This is a genomic window from Marmoricola sp. OAE513 (genome assembly GCF_040546585.1).
Lineage (GTDB): Bacteria > Actinomycetota > Actinomycetes > Propionibacteriales > Nocardioidaceae > Marmoricola.
The window spans coordinates 828,892-840,904 of record NZ_JBEPOC010000001.1 but is presented as its reverse complement, the minus strand read 5'-3'; the positions used below and the strand labels follow the sequence as shown (position 1 = coordinate 840,904).

The 12,013-nt window shown below is 70.6% G+C and carries 14 protein-coding genes; 5 read left to right on the top strand and 9 right to left on the bottom strand.

Annotated elements, in window-relative coordinates; translation table 11 throughout:
• Positions 1-17 precede the first annotated feature (17 nt).
• Entirely contained in the window at positions 18-296 is a 279-nt protein-coding gene (locus tag ABIE44_RS04110) for a hypothetical protein (RefSeq protein ID WP_354437833.1), read from the top strand.
• A 307-nt stretch (positions 297-603) separates the two neighbouring features.
• On the opposite strand, the gene ABIE44_RS04105 is transcribed toward ABIE44_RS04110, so the two are convergent.
• The 7 genes from ABIE44_RS04105 to ABIE44_RS04075 form a co-directional block, all read right to left on the bottom strand.
• A complete protein-coding gene (locus tag ABIE44_RS04105; protein ID WP_209721739.1) occupies positions 604-1,758 on the bottom strand; it encodes a lipopolysaccharide biosynthesis protein in 1,155 nt (384 codons plus the stop codon).
• Positions 1,755-2,840: a glycosyltransferase family protein gene (locus ABIE44_RS04100; protein WP_209721743.1), complete on the bottom strand. Its 1,086-nt coding sequence runs from the start codon at positions 2,838-2,840 to the stop codon at positions 1,755-1,757. The genes ABIE44_RS04105 and ABIE44_RS04100 overlap by 4 nt, the downstream gene beginning before the upstream one ends.
• Positions 2,837-3,448, bottom strand: coding sequence for an acyltransferase (locus tag ABIE44_RS04095; RefSeq protein ID WP_209721746.1), 612 nt, complete (start codon positions 3,446-3,448; stop codon positions 2,837-2,839). The genes ABIE44_RS04100 and ABIE44_RS04095 overlap by 4 nt, the downstream gene beginning before the upstream one ends.
• Before the next feature lies 1 nt (position 3,449).
• The gene (locus tag ABIE44_RS04090; RefSeq protein WP_209721748.1) at positions 3,450-4,247 is read right to left on the bottom strand and encodes a YveK family protein; all 798 of its coding nucleotides are present in this window, start codon (positions 4,245-4,247) and stop codon (positions 3,450-3,452) included.
• Between the two features lie 98 nt (positions 4,248-4,345).
• On the bottom strand, positions 4,346-4,753 hold the full coding sequence (locus ABIE44_RS04085) for a cyclic nucleotide-binding domain-containing protein (RefSeq protein WP_209721750.1): 408 nt from the start codon (positions 4,751-4,753) through the stop codon (positions 4,346-4,348).
• A gap of 103 nt (positions 4,754-4,856) precedes the next feature.
• The gene (locus tag ABIE44_RS04080) at positions 4,857-5,285 is read right to left on the bottom strand and encodes a cyclic nucleotide-binding domain-containing protein (protein ID WP_209721752.1); all 429 of its coding nucleotides are present in this window, start codon (positions 5,283-5,285) and stop codon (positions 4,857-4,859) included.
• A gap of 90 nt (positions 5,286-5,375) precedes the next feature.
• The gene (locus ABIE44_RS04075; protein ID WP_209721755.1) at positions 5,376-6,677 is read right to left on the bottom strand and encodes a cytochrome P450 family protein; all 1,302 of its coding nucleotides are present in this window, start codon (positions 6,675-6,677) and stop codon (positions 5,376-5,378) included.
• Between the two features lie 53 nt (positions 6,678-6,730).
• On the opposite strand from ABIE44_RS04075, the gene ABIE44_RS04070 reads away from it, so the two are divergent.
• Both ABIE44_RS04070 and ABIE44_RS04065 read left to right on the top strand, forming a co-directional pair.
• On the top strand, positions 6,731-7,978 hold the full coding sequence (locus tag ABIE44_RS04070) for a hypothetical protein (protein ID WP_209721757.1): 1,248 nt from the start codon (positions 6,731-6,733) through the stop codon (positions 7,976-7,978).
• An 84-nt stretch (positions 7,979-8,062) separates the two neighbouring features.
• Positions 8,063-8,356, top strand: coding sequence for a DUF427 domain-containing protein (locus tag ABIE44_RS04065; protein WP_209721760.1), 294 nt, complete (start codon positions 8,063-8,065; stop codon positions 8,354-8,356).
• A gap of 3 nt (positions 8,357-8,359) precedes the next feature.
• Here ABIE44_RS04065 and ABIE44_RS04060 read toward each other — a convergent pair whose 3' ends face one another.
• On the bottom strand, positions 8,360-8,659 hold the full coding sequence (locus ABIE44_RS04060) for a hypothetical protein (RefSeq protein ID WP_209721763.1): 300 nt from the start codon (positions 8,657-8,659) through the stop codon (positions 8,360-8,362).
• Positions 8,660-8,763: 104 nt separating this feature from the next.
• Between ABIE44_RS04060 and ABIE44_RS04055 the strand changes: the two genes are divergently transcribed.
• Both ABIE44_RS04055 and ABIE44_RS04050 read left to right on the top strand, forming a co-directional pair.
• Complete coding sequence (locus ABIE44_RS04055) at positions 8,764-10,062, top strand: alpha-hydroxy-acid oxidizing protein (protein ID WP_209721766.1); 1,299 nt, start codon at positions 8,764-8,766, stop codon at positions 10,060-10,062.
• A complete protein-coding gene (locus ABIE44_RS04050) occupies positions 10,052-10,822 on the top strand; it encodes an alpha/beta hydrolase (protein ID WP_209721769.1) in 771 nt (256 codons plus the stop codon). Before ABIE44_RS04055 ends, ABIE44_RS04050 begins: the two co-directional genes overlap by 11 nt.
• Here ABIE44_RS04050 and ABIE44_RS04045 read toward each other — a convergent pair.
• Complete coding sequence (locus ABIE44_RS04045; RefSeq protein ID WP_209721773.1) at positions 10,809-11,975, bottom strand: acyl-CoA dehydrogenase family protein; 1,167 nt, start codon at positions 11,973-11,975, stop codon at positions 10,809-10,811. The genes ABIE44_RS04050 and ABIE44_RS04045 overlap by 14 nt on opposite strands.
• Positions 11,976-12,013: the final 38 nt, after the last annotated feature.

Here is a 12,013-nt window from a genome sequence, read left to right as displayed (position 1 = left end):
GCGGCCCGGAGCCGGTGATGTCGATGCGATCGGTCGGCGGCAGCGTGATGCCGAGCCAGGACACCCGGGCGGCGCCGCCGTCGCGGTACCACTGGGCCTCCTCGGCGTCGTACGTGCCGACGGCGTGCGCGGCGAGCGCGGTGCGCATCTCGTCGCGACGGATCCGGGGCTGCTCGATCCTGCCGATCCGACCGTGCAGGTGCTCCCAGATCAGGGACTCGGAGTTCGTCGTGTTCACGAACAGCCGCCCCGGTCCTCCGGCGCGCGAGGAACGCAGGAACGGTTCGGCCATGTAGTTGTGCTCGGCGACGTAGACGTCCGCCTCCACCTCCTCGATGGCGGCGACCATCGCGTCGGAGTTGAACCTGGCGTGCACCAGGCTCTGGCGGTGTCGGAGCGCACGGGCGACAGTCTTCCAGGACCGGGCGGGCTCCTTGGGGACTCTGACCAGACCGGGCTCGGCCGGCAGGGTGTCCGCGTCGGGGGACAGGCAGATCCGCACGACCTCGTGGTGGGTCGAGGCCAGTGAGGTGATCAGCTTCGACATCATCACGTCACCGCCGTGCGCGGTGGTCGGGTCCTTGGGGATGAGGAACGCGATCTTCACACCGCCACCTCCGACCGAGCCGCGTAGAGCGCCCGGTAGGCCCACGCGAAGGCCACCAGGTCGGCCAGCACGAACGCGATCGCCGCGCCGATGCTGCCCAGCGACCAGGCCAGCGCCAGGATCCCGGCGGTCTTGATCGCGACGGCGACCAGCGACATCCGGGCGCGCAGCTCGTCGCGGGACTGCAGGGCAAGCACCGTGGTGAACACCGCTCCGTAGAACCGGGTGCTCGCGGCGACCGACAGGACCACGAAGGCGAGCCACAAGTCGTTGTCGGTCCCCAGCAGCCACAGCACCACCCCGGTGCCGATCATGCCGGCACCACCCGCAACCGCGAGTGCACTGGTGATCTTGAACGGCGGGCCGGCCTCGACCGCGCCGCCGTGCTCGCGCAGCGGCTCGTGGAAGGTGAACGAGTAGTTCTGGCCGACCGCGGCGATGGACCAGAGCGCGAGCGTCGCGTAGGAGTAGTAGCCCGCCGCAGACTCCCCGGCGATGAGGCCGAGCAGGACGATGTCACCTTGGGTGTACGCCGCGCCCCCGAGCGCCTCGGCGACCAGGGCCACCGTGCTGCGGGTCCGCTCGGGGAGCTCGACCCGTACGCCGACGACCCGCGGCAGCATCGCCACCGCGAACGGCACGAACCCGAGGACGTAGACCAGGCTCAGCAGCCACACGGACGCGTCCTCGACAGCGACGATCACCACCATCCCCGCCACCAGGCTGAGCCCCTGGCGTGCGGAGTCGAGCGCGAACGCGTTGTCGGGTCGACCGGTGCGGATCGCCGTGCTCTTCTGCGCGTTGAAGAAGACGTCGCCACCGGCCTTGCTCAACGCCAGCCCAGCGGGCAGCCACACCGCGAACAAGCCGAGGCCGAGCGCGAAGATCAGGACGCCGAGCCAGTAGCGCGAGGCCCGGTCGACCTCGAACTGCTCGTCGTCGACCCGGGGAGACCGCACCAGGTAGTACGCGTCCACCGGGATCGAGATGAGGGCCGCGGCACTGATGCCGACCACGAACTGCCCGTAGCCGGAGATCCCGAGCTCGTGCGTCAGCAGCAGCGCCCAGAGCAGGCCGAGCCCGCGGCCGCCGAACATCCACACCGCCGACAGGACCGTGCGCCGGGTGCTCTTCTCCGGTCCGGCGGTCACGGTCGGCTCCAGACCTCGAGGAACGGCTGCGCCGGGTCCCGTACGGCGTCGGCCGCCAGGTAGGCGTCGAGGTCGCCGACCAGCCGGTCCAGCTCGCTGGCCCAGGTGGCCAGACGGCCGGCCGCTGCGGCGAGCTCGGCGGCCCCGCCGTCCACGACCACCGCGAGTCCCTCGGCCTCGAGGAACGCGGTGTCGGGCGAGCGCAGTGCCAGCGTCGGGGTCCTGTAGGCGAGGGCGTGCGTGTGCGTCGCCGAGGCCGGCAGCATCGCGTGCGCGCCGACCGGGGGGCGCGCATAAGGCATCAGCAGCACCCGGATCGAGGCGAAGAACGCGTCCTCGTCGGTTCCTTCGACCGCGCCGAGGATCTCGACCCCCGGGGTCCTCGGCAGGTTCTCGGTCCCACGACCGGCCACCCGCAGCGCCACGTCGTCGGGCAGCGCGCGCCGCAGCGCCGGCACGAGGTCGAAACCCTTGCCGGTGTAGACGTGCCCGAACAACCCGACTGCAAGCGGTCGTTGCGTCACGGGCGGAAGGGCATCGCGCACCGGCAGGATAAGCCGCGCCTCGGTGACACTCCGTCCCATCCCCAGCGCGCGGGTCGCAGCAGCCCCGGTGCTGGTGAGCACGAACAGGTCGGTGCCGGCCAGGGTGCGCCGCTCGACGCCCTCCAGCACCCGGTGCAGCGGCCGGTGGATCGCCTGGTTGAGCACACGTCCCTTGCTGACGCCGCGGGTCAGGAACGGGTACCAGACCGGCCGCGGCGGGTCGTGCAGCGTCGCGGTGACCCGGACGCCGTCGCGGATCAGCGGCCGCACCGCCCAGAACGGCACGGCTGCACCACCGCTGAGCTCGCAGTGCACGACGAGGGGTGTGCCGTCGTCGTACCGGCGGACCAACTCGCGCAGGCGCCGGCGCTCCCGGAGGATGCCCCGTGCGCTGTCGGCCCGTGCCGGCCCGTGCCGGAACTGGACCAGCTCGCGCACGTGCGGGCGCACCGCGGCCGCGAAGTCGTCGGCGTAGTCGCCCACCCCCGAGGAACCGGAGCTTGGCGCCAGGTAGATCACCCGCACGTCGGTGCTCACAGGAACCAGGGACGCCAGAACGTCTCGTGGGTCAGCGGGGCCTCGCGCTTGCCGACCACCTTGGCCGGGACGCCGGCGACCATGTCCATCGGCGCGACGTCCCTGCGGACCAGCGAGCAGGTTCCGACCACGGCACCGCGGCCGATCCGCACGCCGCCCTCGATCGTGGACCGGCTGGCGATCCAGGCGTAGTCCTCGACGTAGGTCTTGCGGCGTACCGGCGCGAAGTCGACCGAGTTCGGGTCGTGACCGCCCGGCAGGAACTGGGTGTCGCTGGCGATGATCACGTGGTCGCCGATGGTCAGACCGTCGGTGCGGTCCTTGTACAGGCCAGTGGTGCCGCGACCGTCGAGCAGGCAGCGGAAGCCGATCGAGCAGTCCTTACCGATCTTGATGCCGTGGATGTCGATGACCGTGGTGCCGCGCAGGATGTGCGAGCCCTTGCCGATCTTCGCGCCCCAGATCCGCAGGTGGGTCACCCGCACCCACTGGAACGGCTGGTAGGTGATCAGGTAGTTGTAGAGCAGCATCCCGATGTGCGCCCAGAGCTGGAAGCCGTGGTTCGGGAAGACCCACTCCTCGCCGGTCTCCGGGTCGTACTCGGGCATGTCAGCGCCTCGTTCGCTTGCCCGACCGCTTCGGGTTGGTCGGCGCCTCGGTCTGGCCCATCGCGGTCAGGACGCTGGGGGCCGGCGGGGCAGGCGGGGCCGGCACGACGGGCGGGGCCGGCGGGGCCGGGTGCACCGGCAGGGCCGGCTGCGTCCCGGCGATCGCAACGGGCCGACGCACGTACCGCACCAGCGCGACCGCCAGCCCGAGCAGCAGTCCGAGCATCGTGCCGCCCGCGACGTAGAGCTTGAGGTCCGGGGAGCTGGCAGAGTCCGGCTTGACCGGGTTGGAGATCTGGGTCCCGGTCACCGAGCTCCGCGGAGCCTGGGCCTGGCCGTCCTGGACAGGTGCCTGCAGCTCGGTCGCCGCGACCTGGGCGATGAGGCTCTGGGCGACGGCACCAGCGACCTTGCGCGCGGTCTCGGCGTTCTCGTCCTCGACGTTGATCGTCATCACGGTCGAGCCGGTGCTGAACTCACCGTTGACCCGCTCGCTGAGCTGCTTGGGCGTCTCGTTGAGCCCGAGGTCGTCCTCGTCGACGACCGGGCCGAGCACCTTCTCGCTCTTGACGAGCTCTTGGTAGTTGACCATCCGGCCCTGGGCGTAGGTTCCGGCGAAGGCCATGTCCTGACCGCCGCCGTCGCCGATGTCGGGCGTGAAGAGCACCTGGGCGGTGGCCGTGTACATCGGGGTCAACGCGAACGTGATGCCCGCACCGACGGCCGCGCCGAGCACGGTCACGACCAGGATCGACTTCCAATACGTCCGGAGTACTCGAACGTAGTCACCGAACGCCACGGGTCCACCTCGTCTGCGGGGTTACTGAGCAGGCCCAACCCTAGGCGTCACACGTGCCTCATGCGTACCGAACAGGGGATTCCGGACGGTCGTGTCCCTCAGCCCTCGGTGCGTTCCGCGAGTGCTCGCTCCACCTTCTCGCGGATGCCCGGAGCGTCCTCGAGGAGGCGCCGGAAGGCATGGCCTTCGATGACCAGAGCGTGCACCGGCGTCACGGCGACGACGCTGGCCGTGCGGGGCGTGCCGTTGATCAGCGCGATCTCACCGAAGAAGTCACCGGCGCCGATCTCGTTGACGACGGCGTCGCCCTGGGTGACGTTCGCGGTGCCGTCGATGATGACGACGAACTCCTGCCCGTCGGCGTGCTCGGTCGCCAGCCGGCGACCGGCCGCGAGGTCGATCTCATCCGCGATCGCGGCGACCTCGGCCACCTCCCCGGAGGTGCATCCGGCGAACAGCGGCAGGGAACGGATCAGCTCGGCCTTGGCGTCCTTGTGCAACCTCATGGAACGGAACCTAGACCCGCCGCGGGGGCCTTGTCTGCACCCCGACGACGGCGGTCTAGCCGGTCGCGGCGGCCGTGTATCAGGCCGGAGCTCCCGGCCCTCCTCAACTGGCTCGGGCGAGCCTCTCGGCCACGGCCGTCTCGACCCGGGCGCGGATGCGGGGGGAGTGCTCGAGCAGGCTCAGGAAGGCGTGCCCCTCGATCACCAGGGCCCGCACCGGGCTGGTCGCGACGACCGTTGCGTTGCGCCGGCGGCCGGTGACCAGGGCGATCTCGCCGAAGAAGTCCCCAGGCCCCAGGTCGGCGATCGACTGGTCGCCGTGCTGGACCTCCGCGGTCACCTCGGCGGTGCCCTCGGCGATCACGATGAACTCGCCACCTTCGGCGTTCTCACGTGCCATCACCCGCCCTGCGGGCAGCTGGATCTCGTCGGCGATGGCGGCGACCTCGGCAAGTTCCCGGGTCTTGCAGTCAGCGAAGAGCGGCAGTGCGCGGAGCATGCGGATCTTCTTGTTCTGGGGGTGCAGCCTCATGTCTTCGACGGTAGGCCGCGATCTGCCCTGCTGTCTGTGGCCCAGGTCTCAGTTTGGCCATGTGATCAAATATTTACATTCCGTTCATGTTCACCGGGCTCGGTACTGCAGCGGGCAGGGGCCGTCGGCGCGGGCCACCCCACCGATCTGCGCGGGCACCGGCACCGGGTACGACGACCAGCCCGGCTCGAGCTCGTAGGTGTTCATCAGGTGCGTGACCGCCATCGACATCGCCGCGAGCGAGAACGGTTGCGCCGGGCAGGAGTGCTTGCCGTGGCCGAACGCCGTCACGAGCGCGGGCGACGCGAGGGCGCTGGGGTCGGCCAGCCGGCTCCGGTTCCACCGCTCCGGCTGCCAGTCCTCGTAGCCGGGGGCCGAGGAGGTGTTCGTCAACGGGAGCAGCGTCGCGATCGTGGCGCCGGGCCCCACGGTGTACGTCGTGGTCCCGTCGTCGAGCTCGACGGGTGCCATCACCGTGCGTCCCATGATCGAGCGCTGAGCGAGCCGCGTGGACTCCAACGTGCAGCGCTCAGCGAGCGCCTGGTCGCCGGCGACCACCCGGGCCGCCTGCTCCGGGTGCTCGACCAGGTCGACCAGCGACCACCCGAGAGCCGCGGCGAGGTTGGACATCGACGCGATGTGGATCAGCGCTACGTCCCACGCGATGCCCTGACGTCGTACGTCGTCGGGCTCGCCGGCCCAGGCCTCCGCGATGCGGACGAAGAGGTCGCTGCCGCCCGGACGACCCAGGGAGTCCCCGACCACCTCGGTGATCTCCGCCAGCGCGGCCCGCTCGTCCGCCTTCCCCGAGGCCTCCACGGCCGCCATCGCGTCCGGGTGCACGAACGCGTCGGACCCGTCGAGGGCGTCGAAGGCGACGACCAGCCGCTCGAAGGCGTCGCCCTCGGCGCAGCCGGGCCCGGCCCACGAGGCCAGCCCCATCCGGTGGCCGAGCCGGCGGGTGACGGCGAAGACGTCGAAGGTGCCCTCGGTCCCGAGCTCTGCGCTCGTCGTCTCCAGCGCCGCCTGCAGGTTCTCCAGGTAGTGCGCGACGTCGCCCTTGCGGAACAGCCCACCCGGCAGCGTGCGCCGTCCGTCGAAGATCTCCTCAGGCAGCTTGCGGCGCAGCATCAGGTAGTCCGCGACGCCCTTGCTCGCGCTCTCCTCGGGCAGCGCGTAGAACGACTCGACGCCTACGGGGGAGAAGGTGAACAGGTAGCGGTCGCGGCCGGTCTCGACGACGAACGTGTCGCCGTACTGCTCGCGTGCCCGGGCGAGCTCCTCGACCGCGTCGTCGACGGCGACGTCCCAGGGAAGGCCGATGCCCTCGGCCAGCGGGGGGAGCGGCGAGATCTCGTTGCGGCGCACGGCCGACGGGGGAGGGGTTTTCACACGAGCATCTTTCACCGCTTCCGCACCGTCCGGAGCCGATCTAAGGTCGGCAGATGAAGAAACTTCTCGGAGCAGCCGTCGGCCTCACCCTCGTCGTCGCCGCTGCAGTACCCGCCCTCGCCGCCGACCGGAACGCCGCACCGGTTCGCACCATCAGCGGCCCGTCCTCGCAGATCCAGCACGTCTCGGACATCGCGTTGCGCAGCGACGGGACGGTGTTCGGTGCGAGTCCCTACTGGGACGCGGTCTTCGCCTACGCCCCCAACGCAGGGGCGGGTGCGAGCCCGCTGCGCGAGATCAAGGGTTCGAAGACGCTGATCAACACCCCGGCCGTGGTGGCGGTCGCCCCGCGGACCAACCGGGTCTGGACGGTGCTCAGCGCCCAGGCGCCGTACTCGATCGGCGCTTTCCCGCTCGGCTACTACAACAACGCCTCGCCGCTGAAGACGATCGGTGGGAGCAACACCGGCCTGAGCGACGTGCGGGGCCTGGCTGTCTCTTCGGGCGGTGACGTCTACGCGGTCGAGGCGTCGACCAGCTCGATCCGGGTCTTCTACGACGGCGCCGGCGGCAACGTCGAGCCGACGCGGGTGATCGCCGGCGCGAACACGCAGATCGTCGACCCGACGGACGTCGCGGTCGACAGTGCGGACAACGTCTACGTCAGCCTGGCCGGCAGTGCGAAGATCCTGCAGTTCCGTGCCGGCACCGCCGGCAACGTGGCGCCCGCCCGGATCATCGACGGTCCGGCGACCGGTCTGGTCGCACCGACCCGGCTCGCTGTCGACAGCGGTCGCCGCCTCTACGTGACCGACGTGGCGAACGACTCGGTCTCGGTGTTCGCGCCCCTGTCGAACGGCAACGTCGCGCCGGTCTCGCGGTTGATCGGTGCCAGCACGGGGCTGGTCAACCCGTCGGCGATCGCGGTCGCCGCGGACCGCAAGGTCTTCGTCCTGGACGGCGGCGGTCCGGCGATCCGCGTCTTCGACCCGTTGGCTCCGCTGGTCCGTGCCGGCGCCGTACGGGGGCTGAAGGTGGGCGGCAGCAAGGGTGCGTCCAAGCGACGGGTCTCGTGGAAGCCGCCCACGACCACCCTGGACACCGCCGAGATCTACGCCTACCGGGTCGTGGTGAAGAAGGGCTCGAAGGTCCTCGTGGCCACGAACGTTCCCTTCGGGATCAACGGCCTGACGCTCAAGCGGAGCAAGCTCCGTGCGGGGTCGCTCAAGGTCACGGTGAAGGCGCTCAACAGCAAGGGCTACGGGCCGACGAAGACCAAGAAGTTCACGGTGGTCAAGTAGTCGGCGGCGACCGGGGAACAACGGCGGCGACCGGCGTTGTTCCCCTGGTCGAGGCTCGCGAGGAGCCCCCGAAGGAGCGACGAGATGACGATGCAGGCCACCTGGAACGGTGCGGTGCTGGCGGAGAGCGACGACACGGTCGTCGTGGAGAACAACCACTACTTCCCCGAGTCCTCGCTGAACCGCGAGTTCTTCTCGACCTCCCCGACGCACACGCTGTGCCCGTGGAAGGGGACCGCGTCGTACTACACGGTCACCGTCGACGGCGAGGTGAACGCCGATGCGGCCTGGTACTACCCGGAGCCCTTCGAGAAGGCCTCGATGGTCGCCGACCGGGTCGCGTTCTGGAAGGGCGTGCAGGTCCGCGCGGTGGCGTGAGTCCTACTCGGTGATCCAGCTGGTCCGGGCGCCCACCGCGATGACCTCGCAGGCCACCGAGATCCGCTCGCGCAGCTCGGTGGAGACCTCGGGGCAGCCGAGCTCGAGGAGCAGCGAGGCGGAGTTGCGGGCGCGCTGACCGACGTGACCCTCGGTGAGGTTCTTGCTCAGCGTCCAGGAGAAGCCGATCGCCTCGGAGCAGAGCCTGATGACGAAGGCGCGGTCGGTGCCGGTGCGCAGCAGCTGGTCGTCGAGGTTCTCGACGAGCGCGGTGATGAGCTGGGGTGCCGGAAGAGCGTGCATCGGGATGTCCTTCGTCCGAGTGGGTGGTTCGGGACGTTCAACGAGCGACTCGGACATTTGTTACGAAAGGCTGCGTCTCTCGACGGGCTCACTAGGGTGTCCGCGTGAGCACCACATCCCGAGGCCCCGGCCGAGCCCGTCAGGAGAAGATCTACCGCGAGGGCGTGTTCGGGCGAGTGCCCGCCGTACCGACCGACTTCGCGACCCTCGAGGCCCGTGCGCAGAAGGCCAGCACCCCGACCGGGTGGGCCTACGTCGCCGGTGGTGCCGGCGAGGGTCGCACCATGCGCAACAACCGCGCCGCGTTCGACCGCTGGGCGATCGTGCCGCGGATGGCGCACGGCAACACCACTCGCGACCTGTCCCTGGACCTGCTCGGCTCGCACCTGCCGGCCCCCGTCCTGCTCGCGCCCGTCGGCGCCGGTGCGCTGATGGCCGAGGACAGCGACCTGAAGATCGCGCGCGGGGCTGCCGCCAACGGGGTGCCGTACGTGTTCTCCAACCAGGGCTGCAACCCGATGGAGGACTGCGCGGCCGAGATGGGGGACACCCCGCGTTGGGTGCAGCTGTACTGGAGCACCGACGAAGGACTCGTCGACTCGATGATCCAGCGCGCCGAGGCGCTCGGTGCCGGCGCGCTGGTCGTCACGCTCGACACCACGCTGCTCGGGTGGCGGCCGATGGACCTCAACATCGGCTCGTTGCCGTTCAGCCGTGGGCAGGGCATCGCGCAGTACACCTCGGACCCGCGGTTCATGGAGATCGTGCGCGAGCGGGTGGCCGCGGCCGCCGGTGCCGCGAAGGAGTCGACGGAGGTCACCCTCGGTGCGATCCGAACGCTCCTCTCGATGACCCGCAACCACCCGGGTTCGTTCGGCGCGAACCTGCGCTCGCCGGAGCCGCGGGCGGCGGTCGAGACCTTCCTCGACATCTACTCCAACCCGGGCCTCAGCTGGGACCACCTCGCGACGCTGCGCGAGCGCACCAAGCTGCCCGTCGTGCTCAAGGGGATCCTGCACCCGGACGACGCCACGAGAGCGTTCGACTCAGGCGTCGACGCGATCATCGTGTCGAACCACGGCGGTCGCCAGGTCGACAACGCGATCGCCTCGCTCGACGCGCTGATCGCTGTCCGCGAGGCGGTCGGCGACGAGCCGACCGTGCTGCTCGACAGCGGCATCCGGACCGGTGCCGACGTCTTCACCGCCCTCGCCCACGGCGCCGACGCCGTCCTGCTGGGGCGGCCCTACATGTACGGACTCGCTCTCGCCGGGGAGCGCGGGGTCACCGAGGTGGTCGCCAACGTGATCGCCGAGCTCGACCTGACGATGGCGCTGTCGGGTGCTGCCGACCTCGCATCGATCACCCGGGACCGGCTCGTGGAGAACCCCAGTGTCCGCTGACGCGGCCACGCCGCCCCTGCTCCTCGTCCACGGTGCCTGGCACGGCTCGTGGTGCTGGCACGAGAACTTCGTGCCGTACTTCGAGGCGCTCGGGTACGACGTGCACACCGTCGACCTCCGCGAGCACGGGCGGGCCCGCGGGTCGCAGCGGCTGGGCTGGCACTCGGTCGCGGACTACGTCGCCGACGTGCGGCACGCCGTCGAGAAGCTCGACCGACCTCCGGTGCTGGTGGCGCACTCGATGGGTGGGTTCGTGCTGCAGAAGTACCTGGAGAAGTTCGACGCCGCTGGCGCGGTCCTGGTCGCGTCCGTGCCGCCACGCGGGGTCATCGGCGTGGTGCTGGGCCTTGCCCGCAAGCACCCGGCCCGCCTGGCTCGCGCGCTGACCACCTTCGACCTGTACCCGATCGTCGCGGGCCCGGAGCGCACCCGCAAGATGTTCTTCTCCGACGCGATCGACGAGGACTCCGTGCGGACCTACGCCGCCGCGCTCGGCAACGAGTCCTACCGCGCGTTCCTCGACATGCTCGTGCTGAAGCTCCCGCGACGGAGGAGGATCCGCGGCAAGGTCCCGATGCTGGTGCTGGGCGGTGAGCTCGACCGGATCTTCCCGCCCGGGGACGTCCGCGCGACGGCGGCTGCGTACGGGACCGCCCCGGTGCTCTTCGACGAGATGGCCCACGACCTCATGCTCGAGGTCGGCTGGGAGCGGGTCGCGGACACGATCGACGCCTGGGTGAGCGACCTCAGGCGAGCGTGATCGATCCGCCGGCGTCCTTGTCGAGGGAGCGCCCGATCACCATCCGCTGGATCTGGTTGGTGCCCTCGAAGATCTGCATGACCTTGGCTTCGCGCATGAACCGCTCGACCGGGAAGTCGCGGGTGTAGCCGTAGCCGCCGAGCACCTGGACGGCGTCGGTGGTCACCTTCATGGCGTTGTCGGTCGCGACCAGCTTGGCGATCGACGCCTCCCGGCTGAACGGGAGCCCCGCGTCCTTGAGCCGGGCGGCGTGCAGCGTCGCGGCCCGGGCGGTCTGCACGGCCGCCTCCATGTCGGCGAGGACGAACGACAGTCCCTGGTGGTCCAGGATCCGCTTGCCGAAGCTCTCCCGCTCGCGGGCGTAGGCGAGCGCGTGGTCCAGCGCTCCCTGGGCGAGCCCGGTCGCGACGGCGGCGATGCCGAGCCGGCCGGAGTCGAGCCCGGCCAGCGCGATCTTCAACCCGTCACCCTCGGCACCGAGCCGGCGCTCGACGGGGACCCGCACGTCGTCGAGCAGCATCGTCGCGGTCGTCGAGCCGGTCAGTCCCATCTTCTGCTCGGGAGCGTCTGCGGTCAGCCCGGGGGAGTCGGCGGGCACGAGGAAGCACGAGATCCCGTTCCGGTCGTCGCTCGTCCGCGCCATCACCTTGTAGAAGTCCGCCTGACCGCCGTGGGTGGTCCACGCCTTCGCTCCGGTGAGCACGTACTCGTCCCCCTCGCGGCGCGCCCGGGTCCGCATCGCCGCCGGGTCGGAGCCCGCGTGCGCCTCGGACAGGCAGTACGCGCCGAGCAGCTCGCCGCCGAGCATGTCGGGCAGCCAGGCCTGCTTCTGCTCCTCGGTCCCGGCCGTGGCGAGCCCGAAGCAGGACAGCGCGTGCACGCTGACACCCACGCCGACGCTGGACCACACCGCACCGATCTCCTCCAGCACCTGCAGGTAGACCTCGTAGGGCTGGCCGCCGCCGCCGTACTCCTCGGGGTAGGGGAGGCCCAGGATGCCGGTGCGTCCGAGGAGTCTGAACACCTCCCGCGGGAACTCCTCGGAGCGCTCGGCGGCTGCGGCCAGAGGCAGCAGCTCGCGCGAGCCCAGGTCGCGGACCAGGGTGAGCAGGTCGACGGCTTCGGCGCTGGGTAGGACGCGGCGTGCAGGCATGAAGTCACGGTAACAGAGTCAGTACCAGAGTATCTATT